Origin of the sequence: Solwaraspora sp. WMMD791, from assembly GCF_029581195.1 — a bacterium.
Classification (GTDB): Bacteria; Actinomycetota; Actinomycetes; order Mycobacteriales; family Micromonosporaceae; genus Micromonospora_E.
This window is the reverse complement of sequence record NZ_CP120737.1, coordinates 4,170,275-4,188,100: the sequence shown is the minus strand read 5'-3', so window position 1 is coordinate 4,188,100 and position 17,826 is coordinate 4,170,275. Positions and strand designations below refer to the sequence as shown.

17 protein-coding genes and 1 pseudogene are annotated in these 17,826 nt (G+C 70.9%); 12 read left to right on the top strand and 6 right to left on the bottom strand.

The genetic code is table 11. The annotated features are described in order from the left end of the window. The first annotated feature begins 142 nt into the window (after positions 1–142). Complete coding sequence (locus tag O7623_RS18605; protein ID WP_282224295.1) at positions 143–1,015, top strand: menaquinone biosynthesis protein; 873 nt, start codon at positions 143–145, stop codon at positions 1,013–1,015. On the opposite strand, the gene O7623_RS18600 is transcribed toward O7623_RS18605, so the two are convergent. Together O7623_RS18600 and O7623_RS18595 are read right to left on the bottom strand one after the other, a co-directional pair. Further along, positions 980–1,951, bottom strand: a complete 972-nt coding sequence (locus O7623_RS18600; protein ID WP_282229469.1) for a serine hydrolase — start codon at positions 1,949–1,951, stop codon at positions 980–982. The two genes, O7623_RS18605 and O7623_RS18600, sit on opposite strands and share 36 nt — an antisense overlap. Before the next feature lie 154 nt (positions 1,952–2,105). Then, positions 2,106–3,089, bottom strand: coding sequence for a hypothetical protein (locus O7623_RS18595; RefSeq protein ID WP_282224294.1), 984 nt, complete (start codon positions 3,087–3,089; stop codon positions 2,106–2,108). A gap of 381 nt (positions 3,090–3,470) precedes the next feature. Between O7623_RS18595 and paaA the strand changes: the two are divergent. The 5 genes and pseudogenes from paaA to paaE all read left to right on the top strand — a co-directional run. Continuing rightward, positions 3,471–4,499: pseudogene (gene paaA, locus O7623_RS18590) on the top strand (1,2-phenylacetyl-CoA epoxidase subunit PaaA); the annotation flags it as partial. Positions 4,500–4,591: 92 nt separating this feature from the next. Beyond that, positions 4,592–4,894 carry a 1,2-phenylacetyl-CoA epoxidase subunit PaaB gene (gene paaB / locus O7623_RS18585; protein WP_282224293.1) on the top strand — a complete coding sequence of 101 codons (303 nt, stop codon included), beginning with the start codon at positions 4,592–4,594 and terminating at the stop codon, positions 4,892–4,894. After that, positions 4,891–5,646: a 1,2-phenylacetyl-CoA epoxidase subunit PaaC gene (gene paaC / locus O7623_RS18580; protein WP_282224292.1), complete on the top strand. Its 756-nt coding sequence runs from the start codon at positions 4,891–4,893 to the stop codon at positions 5,644–5,646. The genes paaB and paaC overlap by 4 nt, the downstream gene beginning before the upstream one ends. 86 nt (positions 5,647–5,732) lie before the next feature. Beyond that, positions 5,733–6,206: a 1,2-phenylacetyl-CoA epoxidase subunit PaaD gene (paaD, locus tag O7623_RS18575; RefSeq protein ID WP_282229468.1), complete on the top strand. Its 474-nt coding sequence runs from the start codon at positions 5,733–5,735 to the stop codon at positions 6,204–6,206. Between the two features lie 25 nt (positions 6,207–6,231). After that, on the top strand, positions 6,232–7,365 hold the full coding sequence (gene paaE, locus O7623_RS18570) for a 1,2-phenylacetyl-CoA epoxidase subunit PaaE (protein WP_282224291.1): 1,134 nt from the start codon (positions 6,232–6,234) through the stop codon (positions 7,363–7,365). Between the two features lie 22 nt (positions 7,366–7,387). On the opposite strand, the gene O7623_RS18565 is transcribed toward paaE, so the two are convergent. The 4 genes from O7623_RS18565 to O7623_RS18550 form a co-directional block, all read right to left on the bottom strand. After that, a complete protein-coding gene (locus tag O7623_RS18565; RefSeq protein ID WP_282224290.1) occupies positions 7,388–7,921 on the bottom strand; it encodes an AAA family ATPase in 534 nt (177 codons plus the stop codon). An 11-nt stretch (positions 7,922–7,932) separates the two neighbouring features. Beyond that, entirely contained in the window at positions 7,933–9,360 is a 1,428-nt protein-coding gene (locus O7623_RS18560; protein ID WP_282224289.1) for a glycosyltransferase, read from the bottom strand. After that, the gene (locus tag O7623_RS18555) at positions 9,357–9,545 is read right to left on the bottom strand and encodes a hypothetical protein (protein ID WP_282224288.1); all 189 of its coding nucleotides are present in this window, start codon (positions 9,543–9,545) and stop codon (positions 9,357–9,359) included. The genes O7623_RS18560 and O7623_RS18555 overlap by 4 nt, the downstream gene beginning before the upstream one ends. A gap of 348 nt (positions 9,546–9,893) precedes the next feature. After that, positions 9,894–11,384, bottom strand: coding sequence for a hypothetical protein (locus O7623_RS18550; RefSeq protein ID WP_282224287.1), 1,491 nt, complete (start codon positions 11,382–11,384; stop codon positions 9,894–9,896). Positions 11,385–11,386: 2 nt separating this feature from the next. Between O7623_RS18550 and mqnC the strand changes: the two genes are divergently transcribed. The 6 genes from mqnC to O7623_RS18520 all read left to right on the top strand — a co-directional run bounded on the left by mqnC (position 11,387) and on the right by O7623_RS18520 (position 17,801). Next, on the top strand, positions 11,387–12,577 hold the full coding sequence (mqnC, locus tag O7623_RS18545; RefSeq protein WP_282224286.1) for a cyclic dehypoxanthinyl futalosine synthase: 1,191 nt from the start codon (positions 11,387–11,389) through the stop codon (positions 12,575–12,577). Between the two features lie 452 nt (positions 12,578–13,029). Continuing rightward, the gene (locus tag O7623_RS18540) at positions 13,030–14,337 is read left to right on the top strand and encodes a hypothetical protein (protein WP_282224285.1); all 1,308 of its coding nucleotides are present in this window, start codon (positions 13,030–13,032) and stop codon (positions 14,335–14,337) included. Between the two features lie 18 nt (positions 14,338–14,355). Beyond that, a complete protein-coding gene (locus O7623_RS18535) occupies positions 14,356–15,066 on the top strand; it encodes a demethylmenaquinone methyltransferase (protein WP_282224284.1) in 711 nt (236 codons plus the stop codon). A gap of 272 nt (positions 15,067–15,338) precedes the next feature. After that, positions 15,339–16,607, top strand: coding sequence for a geranylgeranyl reductase family protein (locus tag O7623_RS18530; RefSeq protein ID WP_282224283.1), 1,269 nt, complete (start codon positions 15,339–15,341; stop codon positions 16,605–16,607). Positions 16,608–16,747: 140 nt separating this feature from the next. Then, positions 16,748–17,113: an NADH-quinone oxidoreductase subunit A gene (locus O7623_RS18525; RefSeq protein ID WP_123607118.1), complete on the top strand. Its 366-nt coding sequence runs from the start codon at positions 16,748–16,750 to the stop codon at positions 17,111–17,113. 10 nt (positions 17,114–17,123) lie between these two features. Beyond that, complete coding sequence (locus tag O7623_RS18520) at positions 17,124–17,801, top strand: NADH-quinone oxidoreductase subunit B (protein WP_282224282.1); 678 nt, start codon at positions 17,124–17,126, stop codon at positions 17,799–17,801. Positions 17,802–17,826 lie beyond the last annotated feature (25 nt).

Genomic DNA, 17,826 nt, shown 5'->3' with positions numbered 1-17,826 from the left:
CATCGCGAGCGGTCCGGGGCCGATTCCGGCAGGCGGCGACGAACGTCCGTCCGGGTCCTCGGGCCGCCCCGGACTGCGGGGTTCGCCACTCGTCGGCCGCGTACCCGCGCCGGTCGACGGACCGCCCGTTACGGTGGGGATCATGAGTCGTGGTGACGGGGGAGCGGCCGGCGAGCTGCGCCGGCCCCGGGTCGGGCACATCCAGTTTCTGAACTGCCTGCCCATCTACTGGGGGCTGATGCGCTCCGGCGCGCTGCTCGACGTCGACCTGCACAAGGACTCGCCGGAGCGGCTCAGCGCCGCCCTGGTCGCCGGTGACCTCGACATCGGCCCGATCTCGCTGGTCGAGTATCTGCGGCACGCAGACGACCTGCTGCTGCTGCCGCAGATCGCCGTGGGCAGCGACGGCCCGGTGCTGTCGGTGAACGTCGTCGCCACCCGACCACTGGAGGAGCTGTCGGGCCGGCCGGTCGCCCTCGGGTCCACCTCGCGTACCGGGGTGTTGCTGGCCCGGATGCTGCTGGCGCAGCGGTACGGGGTCGCCCCGGAGTTCTTCACCTGCCCGCCGGACCTCACCCAGATGCTGCTGGAGGCGGACGCGGCGGTGCTGATCGGCGACGTCGCGCTGCGGGCCCACTACGAGGCCCCCGCCCGTGGTCTGACCGTGACCGACCTGGGGCAGGCCTGGCGGGACTGGACCGGCCTGCCGATGGTGTTCGCCGTCTGGGCGGTACGCCGCGACTTCGCCGCCGCCCATCCTGGCCGGGTCAAGGAGGTCCACCAGGCCTTCCTGCGCTCCCGGGATCTGTGCCTGGCCGAGCTCGACGACGTGGCGCAGGCAGCCGCCCGGTGGGAGCCGTTCGACGCGGCGACGCTGGCGTCGTACTTCCGGGTGTTGGATTTCTCCCTCGGCGACCGGCAGGTGGCCGGCCTGCGGGAGTTCGCCGGCCGGGCCGCCCTGCTCGGCGAGGCGCCGCCGCTACCCGCTGACGGCCCGGAGTTCTTCCTGGCCTGACGACCGGCCCGCCCCCGCGCCTGTGCCCGCCTCCGCGCCTGTGCCGTCGACGTCGACCTCGACGTCCGGCGGTGCCGCGGACTCCGCCGGTGTCGCTGCCGCCGCACGGAGCTGGGCAGCCAGGTCCTGGCACACCCGGCCGCCATAGCTGTAGTCGTGGCTGGTCGGGAAGCGGACCATCACCCCGATGGTCCAGCCGTCACCGATCGCCAGGCAGTTGACGTGCCACTGCTGTTCCTCGTCGCGGATCACCCAGCCGTTCTTGATGGCGATGCCGGCTGCCTCGTCGCCGTCGAAGGCCTGCAGTACGCCGAAGTCGCCGGGGCTGCGGACGGTGCGCATCTGGGTCAGCAACCAGTCCGTCCAGGTGGCGCCGGCCGCCCGCCCGTCGGCGATGCAGGCTCCGAGTCGGGCGACGTCGCGGGGGGACAGCAGAGTGGTGCTCCACCGGTTCTCGGTGGAGCTGCTGTCGGTGAGGCCGCAGATGTCGATCATCCGGTCGATCGCCGCTGACCGGCCGATCTCCTGCCAGAGCTGCTCCGCCACCGCGTTGTCGCTGTCCCGGATCATGATCTCCAGTTGGTACATCCGGTAGTCGTCCGGCGTACGGCCGGCCTCGGCGGCCCGGCGCAGGTAGTCGGCCGCGATCCACGCCTTGATCAACGACGCGGTGGTGCTGGTCTCGGCGAGGTTGGCCGACCCGTGGATCTCCCCGGTGCGCTGGTCGAGCAGCGCCCACGACCACCAGCCGTCGACGTCGAGTCGTACGTCGGCCGGCGCGACCGCCAGCGGTGGCAGCGTCGGGCTGGCCTGCGGGGTGGGTGTGGGATCCGACTGCGGTACGCCGTCGCGCCACTGCCCGGCGGGCTGCTCGGCTGCGCTGGCCAGTGGCGCGTCGGGGACGAACCGTAGGGCGGCGACCGTGGCAGCGATCATCACCAGCACCCCGGCCAGCGCCAGCGGCACCGGCCAGCGGCACCGGCCAGGGCGCCGGCCGTGGCGGGCGATGCCGGCCGGCCGGGCGTGCGTGACCGGGATCCGGGGGCGTGGAACGTCACCGGCCCGGTCGGTGGGGTGCTGATCCGCCATGTCAGCTACGGGCTGCGGGCGTGGCAGCGGCGGGAAGCTGGATCGACGCGCCGGCGTGCGGGGTGACCAGTTGCCGGGTGACGTCGCGGCAGAGGTTGGCACCGTAGTCGAGTCCGTACTCGCCGGGGTAGCGGGTCATCACGGCGAGCACCCAGTCGTCGGTGACCGCGAGGCAGTTCAGGTGCCAGGACGCGTCGGCCCAGATCCGGGTCCAGCCGTTCTTGATCCCGACCTCGACCTCGTCGAGGAGGCTCTGTGGCAGCCCGTCGACGATCCCCCAACGGCCGCCGCCGGAGCGGGCCTGCTGGTCCGCCACCGCGGTGCTGCCTCGGACCTGCGTCATCTGGCTCAGCACCCAGTCGGTCCATTTCGGCCCGGCGGCGGTGCCGTTGCGGACACATTCGCCCATCAGGACGGCGTCGCGGGCGGACATCTGGGTGTAGCTCCACCAGATGTTGCGTTCCCCTGGCGGGATCACCGCCCGGGTCTGCGCCAACCCGCACATCTTGATCATCCGGTCGAGCACGATGTCGCCGCCGGCGGCGTAGTAGAGCCGGTTCGTCGCGTCGTCGTCGCTGTCCCGGATGGCCAGCGCGGCCTGTGCCAGGTTGTCGGGGCCCGGCTCGACCTCGCCCAGTTCGCGCAGGTAGTCGGAGACGATCCAGATTTTGATCATCGACTCGGTCGAGCTGGTCTCGGTGATGTTGTCCGAGCCGCTGATCTCGCCGCTGGCCCGGTCCAGCAGCGCCCAGGAGAGGAAGCCGTCGACGGGGACGGAGACCGGTGCTGCCCGCAGCGTCGGTACGGCGGGCGGCTCAGGGGACTCGGGGGCGGTCGGCGTCGATTCGGTCAGCGCGGTCGCCGGCTGGTTGCCTATGGTCGACGTCATCTCGCCCACCAGGCGTGCCGAAGCGGTGGGGATCATCAGGACGGCACCGACCACCAGGGCTGCCAGCACGACAGTGACCGTCACGCGTGAAGTCATGGGGGGCTGCTCCGGGAGGTGAGCGTGGATGATCCTGCGTCGGGTGTCCTGATCGACGATGGGTGTCCGGCCTGGCGCGCTCGGTGGGCCCGGCGCGACACAGGGCAGTTTACGTCGGAAACCTCGATCGGCCAGGGGAGGGAGTTTCAAGTTCAGGTTAATTGCGGCAAAAATAAACTGTTATGTCCATTTAGTTCGATAATAATGGCACAATAGGTGGATCAGAATCATGTCTGCGGTGAGTTGCCTCACGGGATCGCCGGTGGCACGTCTCCCCGGTGCCCGAAGTTGTCCGGAGTCTGGACTGTTTTGTTACAGGTCTTGGCGTGGGGGTGGATTGGTTGTAACACTGGACGGGTGGACGGCGATCACCCCCAGTCGATGCGTGAAGCACCGGGCGGCATCCTCGACGAGGTCGAGGCCGCCGAGGCGGAGTTGCGGGCGGCCGCAGCCCGCCACCGGGTCGGGGCGGAGACCGACCCGGTATGCAGTGACGATCCCGCCGGGTACTTCACCGGGACCATCGAGGCGGACCAGAAGATCGAGCCGCGCGACTGGATGCCGGACGGCTACCGGCGCACCCTGATCCGGCAGATCGCCCAGCACGCGCACTCGGAGATCATCGGTATGCAGCCCGAAGGGAACTGGCTCAGCCGGGCCCCCAGCCTGCACCGCAAGGCGATCCTGCTGGCCAAGGTCCAGGACGAGGCGGGCCACGGCCTCTACCTCTACGCCGCCGCCGAAACCCTCGGAGTGACCCGCGAGGAGCTCGTCGACCTGCTGTTGTCCGGCCGGCAGAAGTACAGCTCCATCTTCAACTACCCCACGCTGACCTGGGCCGACGTCGGCGCCATCGGCTGGCTGGTGGACGGCGCCGCCATCATCAACCAGGTGCCGCTGTGCCGCTGCTCGTACGGCCCGTACGCCCGCGCCATGATCCGCATCTGCAAGGAGGAGTCGTTCCACCAGCGCCAGGGGTACGAGATCCTGCACACCCTCGCCCATGGCACCTCGGCCCAACGGCAGATGGCCCAGGACGCCGTCGACCGCTGGTGGTACCCCTCCCTGGCCATGTTCGGCCCGCCCGACGTCGACTCCACCCACTCTGCCCAGTCGATGAGCTGGAAGATCAAGCGCTTCTCCAACGACGAGCTGCGGCAACGCTTCGTCGACATGTGCGTCCAGCAGATCGGGCCCCTCGGCCTGACTTTGCCGGATCCGCACCTGCGCTGGAACGAGCAGCGTCAGGCGTACGACTTCACCGCCCCCGACTACGCCGAACTGCACCGGGTGATCAGCGGCGACGGTCCCTGCAACCGGCAGCGGCTCGCCCACCGTCGGGCGGCGCACGACGCCGGCGGGTGGGTGCGCGCCGCCGCCCGGGCGTACGCCGACAAGCAGGCCGCCCGGTCCGCCGCCGCGGCCCGGGCCACCACGACCGGTACCGCCGCGGCCCGGGCCACCACGACCGGTACCGCCGCGACGGCGGGGGCGGGCATCCGATGAGCGAGCAGGCCAGCGCCACCACCCCCACCCCGCTGTGGGAGGTCTTCGTCCGCCCCCGGCGCGGTCTGGCCCACACCCATGTCGGAAGCCTGCACGCGCCCGACGCGGTGCTGGCCCTACGGCATGCCCGCGACCTCTACACCCGCCGCCAGGAAGGCGTCTCGATCTGGGTGGTGCCGGCCGAGGCGATCACCGCCTCCAGCCCGGACGAGAAGGACGCCTTCTTCGACCCGGCCGCCGACAAGGTCTACCGACATCCCACCTTCTACCAGGTGCCGGACGGGGTGCGTCACCTGTGAGCGGCAGCACCCCGGTGGACCAGTTGCTCTGCTGGGCCGACGACGCGTTGATCACCGCCCAGCGGTTGACCTGGTGGTGCACCCGGGCTCCCGAGCTCGAAGAGGACGTCGCGCTGGCCAACATCGCGCTCGACCAGCTCGGCGTGGCCCGGCTGCTGCTGACGTACGCCGCCGAGCAGCTGCCACCCGGTGCCGTGCCGGCCGCCCCGGCGGATGATCCGATCACCGAGGACACCCTGGCGTACCTGCGTACCGACCAGGAGTTCCGCAACTGCCTGCTGGTCGAACTGCCCGACGACGACTTCGCGGTCGCCATCGGCAAGCTGCTGTTCGTCGCTGCGGCCCAGAGCCGGCTCTACGCCGCGCTACGGTCCGGCCCCGACGATCGGCTGGCGGCGATCGCCGCCAAGGCGGCGAAGGAATCGGCGTACCACTTCGACCACGCCCGGATCTGGACGCTGCGACTCGGCGACGGCACCGAGGAGTCGCACCGCCGGATGCAGCACGCGGTCGACCTGCTGTGGCCGTACACGCACGAGCTGGTCGCCCCGCTGCCCGGCGGCGGGGTCGCCGACCCGCGCGACGGCTGGCTCGCCATGATCGGACCGGTCCTCGACCAGGCGACGCTGCGTCGACCCGACGACGGTTGGCGACCCGACGGCGGCCGGCACGGCCGGCACACCGAGCACCTGTCCTACCTGCTGGCCGAGATGCAGGTGGTGCACCGGGCACATCCGGGAGCACGGTGGTGAGCGCCACCGGGCAGACCGCGACCCCCATGGCCGCTGCCGGGCAGACCGCGACCCCCGTGGCCGCTGCCGGGCAGACCGCGACCCCCGTGGCCGCTGCCCGGGCGGCGGTCGCCGCGGTGGTCGATCCGGAGATCCGCGTCCTCACCATCGACGACCTCGGCATCCTGCGCGGCGTCGAGATCGACGACGCCACCGGCGCGGTCCGGGTGACCATCACCCCGACCTACACGGGGTGCCCGGCGATGGAGCTGATGCGCAGCGAGATCCGGGCGGCGCTGGCCCGCGCCGGCTTCGCCGAGGCGACGGTCGTGACCGTGCTGGCCCCGGCCTGGAGCACGGACTGGATCTCCGCCGCCGGCCGGGACAAGCTCGCCGCCGCCGGGATCGCCCCACCGCACCCGGCGGCCACCGGGCCGGTACCCGTGCCGTTGACCGTGCGCTGCCCCGCCTGCGGGTCGCCACGGACCGAGCAACTCAGCCGCTTCGGCGCGACCGCCTGCAAGTCACTGTGGCGGTGCCAGGCCTGCGCTGAACCGTTCGAGCAGATCAAGGCCCTGTGATGGCGGGCGAGGGGGTGGTGCCGCGATGGCGGTGACGATCAGCCGGCCGACCCGGCGGCGGCCGATGTTCCACCCACTGCCGGTCGTCGCCGTCGACCGGCTCACCGACGACGCGGTCGCGGTCACCTTCGCCGTACCGCCGCCGGTCCGCGAGGCGTTCCGGTTCGCCGCCGGGCAGCATCTGACCGTACGGCTGGTCGATCCGGCCGGCGGCCCCGACGTGCGCCGCTCGTACTCGATCTGCTCCACCCCGGCGGAGCTCGACGACCACGGCCGGCTGCGGATCGGCGTGCGGCACGTGCCCGGCGGCGCCTTTTCCGGGTACGCGGTGCGTCAGCTCGCCGTCGGGGCGACCGTGGACGTGCTGCCACCGCTCGGGAACTTCACCACCGGGTTCACCCCGCAGCGCAGCCGGCACTACGGCATGCTGGCCGGCGGCTCCGGCATCACCCCGATGCTGTCGCTGCTCGCCACCGGGTTGGCGGTCGAGCAGTCCAGCCGGTTCACCCTGATCTTCGGCAACCGGTCGGCGCACACCGTCATGTTCGCCGACGAGATCGCCGACCTGAAGGATCGGCACCCGACGCGGCTGCAGGTGGTGCACGTACTCTCCCGGGAGGTCACCGGCGCCCAGCTGTTGTCCGGGCGGATCGACGCCACCCGGTTCGGCCGGCTGTTGGACACCCTGGTGCCGGGTGACCGGATCGACGAGTGGTTCCTCTGCGGACCGTACGGTCTGGTGACGACGGCCCAGCAGGTGCTCGCCGACCGGGGGGTGCCGGCCGGGGCGGTGCACAGCGAGCTGTTCCACGCCGGCGACGCACCCGCCACCGCCGGATCGTCCGGCGGCACAATGGACGCTGGTGTGTCGACCGAGGCCACCGGCGCCGAGGTGACGGTGCTGCTCGACGGGCGGGCCTCGACGGTGCGGACCAGGCCCGGCGAACGGGTGCTCGACGCCGCGCTGCGGGTCCGCTCCGAGCTGCCGTACGCCTGCAAGGGCGGGGTCTGCTCCACCTGTCGCGCGAAGGTGGTCGACGGTGCGGTGTCGATGGTCCGCAACTACGCCCTGGAGCCCGACGAGCTGGCCGCCGGCTACGTGCTGACCTGCCAGTCCGTCGCCACCACCGACCGGCTCACGGTCGACTACGACACCTGACGGCGCAGCTCGGCGCGGGAGTTCACCGGTCCAGATCGTGCAGCAGCCGTCGGGCCTGGACGTGTGAGGTGATCCGGACGAACCGCAGCCGACTCCACCGGGAGTCGGTCGTCGCGGCCTGGTACCGGCTGCGGTAGTGCGGGTACTGCTGCCACGCCCAGACGATGATCGAGCGTTCCGGGTCGCGGCTGAACAGGTTGGTCCAGCGTTCCCGGTTGCCGTTCCACAGCTCCACCCGACTCCACGCCCGGCGCACGGTACGCCACACGATCTGGCGCATCACCCGCCAGCGGGGCAGGTCGTACCAGATCACGGTGTCGGCGCGCTGCCAGATCGTCTCCTGCACCGACGAGTAGTTGCCGTCGGTGACCCAGCCGTCGCCGGCGATCGCGTCGGCGACGGCGGCCCGGAACTCCTCGGGCGGCGTCGGCTGCCAGTCCGGCTGATGGAACAGCGCGTCCAGTTCGACGTGCGGTACGCCGAGCCTGGCCGCCAACGCTGCGGCCAGAGTGGACTTCCCCGACCCTGGCACCCCGACCACCGATACCCGCCGCACGACCGATCAGGCTAGCTGCGGGCCGCCAGTTCGGCATCCGGGTTCGGCACCTGTTCGACGCCGCCGGCGCGCTGGCTGGGGATCGGGGCCGCCGCCAGGGCGACCTCGACGGTGCCACGGGTGCCCCAGCCGGTCTTCCAGCAGGTGGCGACGCCGTACCAGCGGGTGGCGCGCAGCACCAGCATCGCCCAGGCCACCGCGATCGGCGCGAGCGCCCAGGTGCCCCACTGGTACGCAGTCGACTGGTCGGACCGGCGGATCGTCAGGTACCGCAGGCACTGCGCGTACCCGATGACGATCGGGACGCTCACCAGCCAGGGCAGGGCGGCCAGCGACGGCTCCTGGATCGGGATCACCACCGCCACGGTCACGAACAGCGTCGTGGACAGCAGCGTCGTCGCCCACCGGATCAGGTGCAGCCAGTAGGCCCACGAGCGCAGCGGCAGGTAGCGCATCCGCCACAGTGACCGGATGAACGAGCCCCGCATCCAACGGACGAACATCCGCAGGAAGTGGCCGGCCTTCTCGGGCATCAGCGCGAAGGCGAACGCGGAGGGCTGCTGGACGGTCCGGCCAGCCAACATCGCGAACAGGGTCAGCATCGAGTCGTCGCTGAACGGTACCCGCCGCCCGGCGAAGGTCTCGTTGAGGTAGCTGTCCAGGTTGTCGCGGATCACCGGGCCGCGATACACCGCGATCGGTCCGGAGTTGACCCAGACGGCGTTGAGGACGGAGAGGCTGGACCGGTCGGTCAACTGCCCGGCGACGAACCACAGGTCGGTGAAGCGGGTCAGCAGCGACGACCGGACGTTGGCGGCCATCACGATCCCCGCGACCGACTGCACTGCCGGGTCGGCCAGTGGCGCGAGCAGCTCGCCGAGGGCGCGCGGATCGCTGATCGTGTCCGAGTCGACGGTCCAGTAGACGTCGGCGTCGGGTGCCTCGGCGATGGCGGCGGCCTGCGCGTGCCGTTTGCCCGCGTTGTCCTGGCGTCGCCACACCGGCCGGATCCCGGCCTGCGTGGCGGCCGGCCCGAACCAGTCCCGGACCTCTGCGTACGCGGCCGTGCCGGTGGTGGAGCCGTCGTCGACGACCACGATCGTCCGGGGTCGCCGGTGCTGCCCGATCATCGATTCCAGGCAGGCGCGCAGCGCCGTCGGGTCCTCGTTGTACACCGGAACGAGCGCCGCCACGTCGAGCGTGTCGAGGGCCCGCCGCCCGGCGCGGCCGACCCGGTACGGCTGATTGAGGTAGGCGAACCCCAACTGCCACACCAGAAGGCCGTACATGAGGACGTAGATCGCGGTGAAGCGGTGCCCGGTGCCGTGGCTGAGCAGGCCGAACGCGGCAAGCGCATGGTGGGCGGCCCACACCGCCACCGCTGCCAGCAGGGCAGCGGCGGCGGCGTAGGTGCGCCCTGGGACGAGGGTCGCGGTCACCGGTTCGACGCGGGGCGACCCGGACGGAAGGACAGCCGGACGAGCAACGCACCAATGACGATCATGGTGACCGCGGCGGTCACCAGGGCCGCCGGTAGCGGAAGGCTCAACTGGCCGATTCCGCCAATTCCACCGATGGTGACCGCAGCGCTGGTGCCGGTGCGCGGCAGGGAGGCAGCAGACATCGATTGTCTCCTTGGAGATGAGCGGGTGAGATGGGGGAATCCGGGCAGCGTGATCCGTCGTACCCGGCGACATTCGACACCGTGGTGCGAAACAATTTCACGCGGATCATGGAACCCGCGACATTTCTAACTGTCGCGGCGTCGGCTGAATCGAGATAGGCGGATCTGTATCAGCTCCATCGACATCGGGGGCGCTGCCGGACGGCCGGGCACCGGCGGGCGAGCCGATCCCGGAGTCGCGGCCCAGCGTAGTTGCGGTGTCCCGGCTGCGCCAGAGGTAGTCACGGTCATTTGCAAAAATGTTGGACGTGAATTCCTCTACGATTACTGCGCTTCCCTGTCGGGGCCTTACTGTGTTTCCTTGTCGGAGTCCGACTGTGCTCCCTTGTCGGCGTGGTCGGCCGCTGTCGGGGTGCCCGGCGAATCGCGGTGGATCAGACCCTGTGCGGCCAACGCGGCCGCAGCCGCCGCCAGCGGCAGGGCCGGCAACGCGTAGCGGGGTTCGTACATGCCGATCGCCACGGTGAACACGGCCAGACCCGGACCGGCGATCACCAGCAGGACCGTGTCGAGCCGGATCCAGCCGGCGACCCGGCGGCCGGCGACGAGCGCGGCGATGGTCAACAGCACCGCCAGCGACAGCACCACCGGAATGCCCCGGGTCCAGGTGCCGTACCAGTGCAGGGCCCGGCTGAGCGCGGTGGCCGGGGGTGCCACCGCCGGCTCGGCGACCTGCGGATGATAGTCGGCGGAGGCCTGGGCGGGCGGGCAGTGGTCCGCGACGCGGACCTCCGCGGAGCGGAACCGTACCGGCGGCACCAGCCGCTGCCGTAGGCAGTCGTTCATCGGCCCGAGGTACAGGCCCGGCACGAAGTGCGCCGCGCTCTCCTTGCCGACGGTCGCCAGGTAGTCACCGGGCTGCTGGCGGATCACCGACCGGGAGAAACTGGTCAGCACCCGGGTGCCCTCGTCGGTGTAGACCCAGTCGCCGAGCCGGGCGGGCCGCCGCCAGAAGAAGGCGTCCGCGCGGTCCCACCGCTGCCCGAGCTGCTGGTCGGGGCAGGCGATACGTTCCTCGTCGGTCAGCTCGATCCGGTCGCAGTCGGCGATCATCGCGGCGCGGCCGTACAGGGCGGTGCCGCTCTGCGCGCCGTAGACGCTCTGCCGGTCACCGACCCAGACCATCACCAGGACGTACGGCACGGCGAAGGCGACCAGGTAGCCGACCACCGGACGCCAGCCGACCCGCCGTACGACCAGATAGATCGCCAGTAGCAGGGCGACCGGCAGGGCCGTGGGTTTGGTCACCCAGGCGACGGCGATCAGGCCGCCGGAGACGATCGCGGCGACCAGGCCCGGCCGGGGAGACCAGAGCAGCGCGCCGACGGCAGTGGCGAACAACACCATGAAGAGCAGGTCGGGCAGCAGGTAGTGACCCATGGTGAGGACCAGGGAGTCGAAGATCACCGGTACGGCGGCGAGCGTGGCCAGCCACCGGGCGACTCCCCGGTGCAGCAGCAGGGCGTACAGGCCGACCGCGAGCAGCAGGCTGAGCAGGTGCTGGACGCCGGCGACGGCGGCGAGGGTGCGGGTCGGCTCCAGCGCGGCCAGCAGCAGGACGTAGCCGAGCGGCCGGTTCGGGTGCGGCTCCAGTGGCTGGTCGAGCATCAACAGGTAGGCGCCGCTGTCGCCGTGGAACCAGAAGGCCGGCTGGTACGCCATCAGGTAGGCGACGCGCAGCGCGACTCCGGCGGCGAGCAGGATCACGATGGGCAGGTGTCGACGGAGCAGGGTCATCCGGTGGCTCTGTCTCTCCTCCACCAGGGCAGTACGCTTCATGCGTGACTACCAGCCGGGAGATCGACAGCATCCTGCAGCGTGGCGCCGACGGTGGCCGGATCACCCCCGAGGAGGCGCTGCTGATCTACACCGATGCGCCCTTTCATGCCCTCGGTGAGGCCGCGGACGCGGTACGCCGTCGCCGGTACCCGGACAACGTCGTGACGTACCTGATCGATCGCAACATCAATTACACCAACGTCTGCGTCACCGCATGCCGGTTCTGTGCGTTCTTCCGCGCACCCAAGCACGCCGAAGGCTGGGCCCACCCGACCGAGGAGATCCTGCGTCGCTGTGGCGAAGCGGTCGAGCTCGGCGCGACCCAGGTGATGCTGCAGGGCGGGCATCACCCTGACTTCGGCGTCGAGTACTACGAGGAACTGTTCGGCGCGGTGAAGTCCGCGTACCCGCAGTTGGTGATCCACTCGATCGGCCCGAGCGAGATTCTGCACATGGCCAGAGTATCCGGTGTCACCCTGGACGAGGCGATTGCCCGGATCAAGGCGGCGGGTTTGGATTCGATCGCCGGGGCCGGTGCCGAAATGCTGCCGGAACGGCCGCGTCGGGCGATCGCGCCACTCAAGGAGTCGGGCGCGCGCTGGCTCGAGGTGATGGAGTTGGCGCACCGGCACGGCATCGAATCGACCGCGACGATGATGATGGGCACCGGGGAGACCAACGCCGAGCGGATCGAGCACCTGCGGATGATCCGGGACGTCCAGGACTCCACCGGTGGCTTCCGGGCGTTCATTCCGTGGACCTACCAGCCGGAGAACAACCACCTGAAGGGCCGCACCCAGGCGACGACCCTGGAGTACCTGCGCATGATCGCGGTGTCGCGGCTCTTCTTCGACCAGGTCGCGCATCTGCAGGCATCCTGGTTGACCACCGGCAAGGACGTCGGGCAGTTGGCACTGCACATGGGCGTCGACGACCTGGGTTCGATCATGCTGGAGGAGAACGTGATCTCCTCCGCCGGTGCCCGGCACCGGTCGAACCTGCACGAGCTGATCTGGATGATCCGGTCGGCCGGCCGGATCCCGGCACAGCGCGACACCGAGTACCGCCACCTCGCGGTGCACCACACCCCGGCGGACGACCCGACCGACGACCGGGTGGTGTCGCACTTCTCGTCGATCGCCCTGCCCGGCGGTGGCGCCCGACGGGATCTTCCGCTGGTCGACGCCCGCTGACGTCGCCGCCCACCGCCGGGGCGTCGGCCCGCTGAGCGGGCCGTTCTCCTCTGATCGGGGGGAGCCTGGTGACCGACCGGACGAGCAGGCTTCATCGGTACGGCGTTCGCGCTCGGCCGGTTGTGGTGCGTACCGCTGTCGATGTGGCGGAGGGCGCGCGCACCTTAGGTCAGAGGGCCATAACGTGTTGATCACGAGGCGCGCGAAGCTGCGGGCCGGCCGCTAACGTCGCCGTCAACAACGTTCCGGCAGCCACCCGCGCCGCGCCGACGCCCCCTGTCGGTGCTGGTCACGTCCCCCAGGGCGGGTTGCCGGAAGGGTACTCCAGCGGCCCGCGGGGGCCGTCTACATAACGCACGGCGCGGCGGGCGGGGTGGTTCAACCACCCCGCCCGACGTGTGTCCGGGTGTCGGGCGTGCATTCAGTGAGTTCGATGACTACGCTACGTCGCCATGGTCTGGAACCGGAAACTGCCAGCGGTCCGGCGTACGGCAACCGTCGCGTTCGTGACCGCCGGCATGTGCGTCGCCCTCGCCCCCGGGGTCGGGTCGGCCGCTGCCACCCCTGCCCCGGCCGACCCGGCTCCCTCGGAACCCGTCGCCACGCCCGTCACCACGCCGGTCTCCCCGGACGTCGATCCGGCCGGGAGCCCTGGTGCCGATCTTGCCGGGAGCCCGGCCGCCGGGGCCGATCTGGCGGTACGGATCACCGGTGCCACGATCAACGCGCCCGGCTACAAGTCGACGGTGATCACGGTGACCAACCACGGGCCCGGCACGGCCCGCGGGGTCATCCTGGACCTGAGCGAGTCGAGGGTGGACAGCGAAGCGGTCGACGCCGGCACCATCCACTTCTGTGACACCCTGCCCGGGACGATGCCGCCCTACGATCCGCCGTCGCCGGACCCCACGTCGCCCAACCCGCACTACGACATCCCGGTGGCCGGCGAGTGCGCGCTGGCCGACCTGCCGGCCGGTCGCTCGATCCGGCTGGAGACCAGGATCCGGCCGTGGATCGGCGCTGGCGTGCGGATCGGTGTGCTCCGGGCGACGGTGCGCCACGACGGTCGCGACCCCGACCCGGCCAACGACAGCGCGCAGGCCCCGGTGAGCATCGCCGGGTCGCCGGTCACCGACGTCTACGTGCGGGCGTGGGACGTGCCGTACCTGCCCGACGACCCGGCGGCGACGGTGGCCCCGGGCGACACCACCGCGCTGCGGTACGAGGTGGGCAACGTCGGCACGGTGCCGGTGACCGGGATCACGCTCACCGTGCGGCTGCCCGAGCACGTGACGTTCGCCGAGACCCTGGCAGGCTGCCGGTACGCGGCCGACGGTGCCGAGGCCACCTGCGCGTACCCCGAACTCGTCCTGGCCACGAGATCGGCGCAGACCGGTTCGGCGATGGTCTTCACCCACCCGGTCCGGGTCGGAGCGGGCGCCCCGGCGCCGGCCGTGCTCACCGGCGGCGTCGTCACGGCGGCGATCGCCGAGGTGGCCGACCCGGTGGCGCTGGCGGCGGGCGACCCGGTCACCACGCCGACGGTCCTGCCGGCGGGCGCGGTGGCCGCCACCGCCGTGGACGTCGATCCGAGCGACAACCAGGACACGTTCACGGTGCTGACCGCGCCGCCCGGCGTCGACGGGCTGCCGGTCACCGGGCCGTCGGTCGCCACACTCGTCGGGCTCGGCCTGGTCGCGGTGCTGCTCGGGATGCTGGTGAGAGTGGTCGGGACCCGCTCCGCCGGTCGCCGCCGGTAGCTGGCAGAGTGCGAAGGTGTGAACCAGAATCCGCCTGCCGTCCGCGCCAGCCTGGACAAACAACCGGCCGAGGTCGCCGCGATGTTCGACGGGGTGGCCGGCCGTTACGACCTGACCAACACAGTGATCTCCTTCGGCCAGGACCGTCGGTGGCGTCGGGCCACCCGGGCGGCCGCCGAGCTGCGTCCCGGCGACAAGGTCCTCGATGTCGGGGCGGGGACCGGGGTGTCGACCGCCGAACTGGGCCGCGACGGGGTGTGGGCGGTCGGCTCGGACATCTCGCTGGGGATGCTGCGGGCCGGTCGCCGGGCCCGCCCACAGGTGCCGCTGATCGCCGGTGACGCCCTCGCGCTGCCGTTCCCGGACGCCACCTTCGACGCGGTGACAATCTCCTTCGCGTTGCGCAACGTGGTGGACACCGGTGCCGCGCTGGCCGAGTTCGCCCGGGTGACCCGGCCCGGTGGGCGCCTGGTGGTCTGCGAATTCTCCCAGCCGACCAACCCGGCGTTCCGGACCGTCTACCTGTCCTACCTGATGAGGTCGTTGCCGACCGTGGCGCGTGCGGTGGCGAGCAACCCGCAGGCGTACGTCTATCTGGCCGAGTCGATCCGGCAGTGGCCGGACCAGGCGGCGCTGGCCGGGCGGATCGGCACGGCGGGCTGGCGGTCGGTGCAGTGGCGCAACCTGACCGGCGGCATCGTGGCGCTGCACCGGGCGACCCGGGTATAGCCGGTCTCGACCCGGCAGAGCCGGGCGTAGCCGGTACGGACCCGCCACGCGGGCGTGGCTGAATCTCCCGTTTCCGGTGGCGGTGTCGCGGTCCGGTTACTCCTCGGTGTCCGTCGATGGGAGGTTCCGTGTCGTCGGTCACCCGCCGGGGTCGCTACCTCGCAGGGTTAGGGTCGCCTAACCGATTGCCGCCCTGTTAACGGTTCTAGACTCACCCCGAGACGGCTTGTGAAGCATTTCACGAGCGGCCCGGAGGTGAATGGGAGGTGGCTGTGAGCGACACCGAAGCCGACGTCATCGTCGTCGGCGCGGGCCCAGGTGGATCCGCGACCGCCTACCACCTCGCCCGACACGGTGTACGGGTGCTGCTGCTGGAGAAGACGAACTTCCCCCGGGAGAAGGTCTGCGGCGACGGGCTCACCCCGCGTGCCGTCAAGCAGTTGATCAAGCTCGGTGTGGACACCTCGCCGGAGGCCGGCTGGCTGCACAACCGGGGCCTACGGGTGATCGGCGGCGGGATCCGGCTCGAGCTCGACTGGCCCGACCTGGCCAGCTTCCCCAACTACGGCCTGGTGCGGACCCGGCTCGACTTCGACGACCTGTTGGCCAGCCGGGCGGTCGAGGCCGGCGCGCTGCTGCACACCGGCACCAACGTGGTCGCTCCGGTGCTGGACGACACCGGCCGGGCGGTCGGGGTCACCGCCGAGGTGGGCCCGGACAAGCAACCGACGACCTTCCGGGCTCCGCTGATCGTCGCCGCCGACGGTGTCTCCGGCCGGTTCCCGCTGGCCATGGGGCTCGCCAAGCGGGAGGACCGGCCGCTCGGCGTCGCGGTCCGCCGCTACTACCGCTCCCCCCGCCATCGTGACGACTACCTGGAGTCCTGGCTGGAGCTGCGCAGCCGCGAGGGCGGCGACCGGCTGCTGCCCGGCTACGGCTGGATCTTCGGCATGGGCGACGGCCGGGTCAACGTCGGCCTCGGCGTGCTCAACTCGTCGTCGGCTTTCGGTAAGACCAACTACCGGCGGATGCTGACCGACTGGCTCGGCAGCACCCCGGCGGACTGGGGGCTGGCCGACGAGGCCAACGCCGACGGTCCGATTCTCGGCGCCGCGCTGCCGATGGGCTTCAACCGGGTGCCCCACTACACCCGCGGAGTCCTGCTGGTCGGCGACTCCGGCGGTATGGTCAACCCGTTCAACGGTGAAGGCATCGCGTACGCGATGGAGTCCGGTGAGCTGGCCGCCGAGGTCGCGGTGCAGGCGCTGGCCCGGTCCGCCGGTGCCGACCGGGAGCGCGCGCTGGCGCAGTACCCGGCCGAGTTGAAGATCCGGTACGGCGGCTACTACCGGCTCGGCAACATCTTCGTGAAGCTGATCGGCAATCCGCAGATCATGCGGATCGCCACCAAACACGGCATGCCGCATCCGACACTCATGCGGTTCGTCCTCAAGTTGCTGGCGAACCTCACCGATCCACGGGGTGGGGATGCCATGGACCGGATGATCAACGCGATGACCAAGGTGGCTCCCGCCGTGTGACGCCACCACGAGCACGACCGGGCCGGCACCGGCCCACCGCAGCAACCACCGGGGCGGGCAAGGGTGCCCGACCCGGGCAGTCAACACGCTGGATCGCTGGAAACTGACCGCGGGCAGGGAAGGACGAGCAGGAGAAGCCCATGTCGCTCTCGCCTTACATACCCATCGTCGGGGTGTTCGCCCTCGCCTCGGCCTTCGCGCTGTTCTCGGTGGCCGCCGCCCGGCTGGCCGGACCGTTGCGCTACAACCGGGCGAAGCTCGAAGCGTACGAGTGTGGCATCGAGCCGAGTCCGGAGCCGGTCGGCGGCGGTCGGATCCCGATCAAGTTCTATCTGACCGCGATGATGTTCATCATCTTCGACATCGAGATCATCTTCTTGATCCCGTGGGCGGTCTCGCTCGATCCGCTCGGCGCGTTCGGGTACGTCGCGGTCTCGCTGTTCATCGTCGCCGTCTCGGTCGCCTACGTGTACGAGTGGCGGCGCGGCGGGCTCGACTGGGACTGACGGAGGAACCATGGGAATCGAGGAGAAACTCCCCGCCGGCGTACTGCTCACCTCGGTGGAGAAGCTGGTCAACTGGTCCCGGAAGACCTCGGTCTGGGGTGCGACCTTCGGGCTGGCCTGCTGCGCGATCGAGATGATGGCGGCCGGTGCCCCGCACTACGACATGGGGCGCTGGGGCATGGAGGTCTTCCGGGCCTCGCCCCGGCAGGCCGACCTGATGATCGTCGCCGGCCGGGTCAGCCAGAAGATGGCCCCGGTGCTGCGGCAGATCTACGACCAGATGGCCGAGCCACGCTGGGTGCTGTCGATGGGCGTCTGTGCCTCCAGCGGCGGCATGTTCAACAACTATGCGATCGTGCAGGGCGTCGACCACGTGGTGCCGGTCGACATGTACCTGCCGGGCTGCCCACCGCGCCCGGAGATGCTCATCGACGCGGTCCTGAAACTGCGCGAGAAGATCGGCCACGAGCCGCTCGGACCGAACGGCCGCAAGATGCTCGAGGCCCGCCGCGCCCGCGGTGACGTTCCGGTGGTCGCCCCCGGGGCGATGCCGTCGTCGTACCGCTCCGACAAGACCCGCCGGGCCGAGTGGGAGCAGGCCGTCCGGGAAGGCCGCGAGGAGCAGCTGCGGATCGAGAACTGGATGAAGGCCCAGAACCACCTGCACGTCCGGGAGCGGCTGAAGTGATGTCCGCGTCGACCAGCGAAAGGAC

Bases quoted from the DNA above. Each gene is read 5' to 3' on its own strand.
- O7623_RS18605 (WP_282224295.1), top strand. From the start codon at position 143: ATGAGTCGTGGTGACGGGGGAGCGGCCGGCGAGCTGCGCCGGCCCCGG.
- O7623_RS18600 (WP_282229469.1), bottom strand. From the start codon at position 1,951: ATGATCGCTGCCACGGTCGCCGCCCTACGGTTCGTCCCCGACGCGCCA.
- O7623_RS18595 (WP_282224294.1), bottom strand. From the start codon at position 3,089: ATGACTTCACGCGTGACGGTCACTGTCGTGCTGGCAGCCCTGGTGGTC.
- paaB (WP_282224293.1), top strand. From the start codon at position 4,592: ATGAGCGAGCAGGCCAGCGCCACCACCCCCACCCCGCTGTGGGAGGTC.
- paaE (WP_282224291.1), top strand. From the start codon at position 6,232: ATGGCGGTGACGATCAGCCGGCCGACCCGGCGGCGGCCGATGTTCCAC.
- O7623_RS18555 (WP_282224288.1), bottom strand. From the start codon at position 9,545: ATGTCTGCTGCCTCCCTGCCGCGCACCGGCACCAGCGCTGCGGTCACC.
- O7623_RS18550 (WP_282224287.1), bottom strand. From the start codon at position 11,384: ATGAAGCGTACTGCCCTGGTGGAGGAGAGACAGAGCCACCGGATGACC.
- O7623_RS18540 (WP_282224285.1), top strand. From the start codon at position 13,030: ATGGTCTGGAACCGGAAACTGCCAGCGGTCCGGCGTACGGCAACCGTC.
- O7623_RS18525 (WP_123607118.1), top strand. From the start codon at position 16,748: ATGTCGCTCTCGCCTTACATACCCATCGTCGGGGTGTTCGCCCTCGCC.
- O7623_RS18520 (WP_282224282.1), top strand. From the start codon at position 17,124: ATGGGAATCGAGGAGAAACTCCCCGCCGGCGTACTGCTCACCTCGGTG.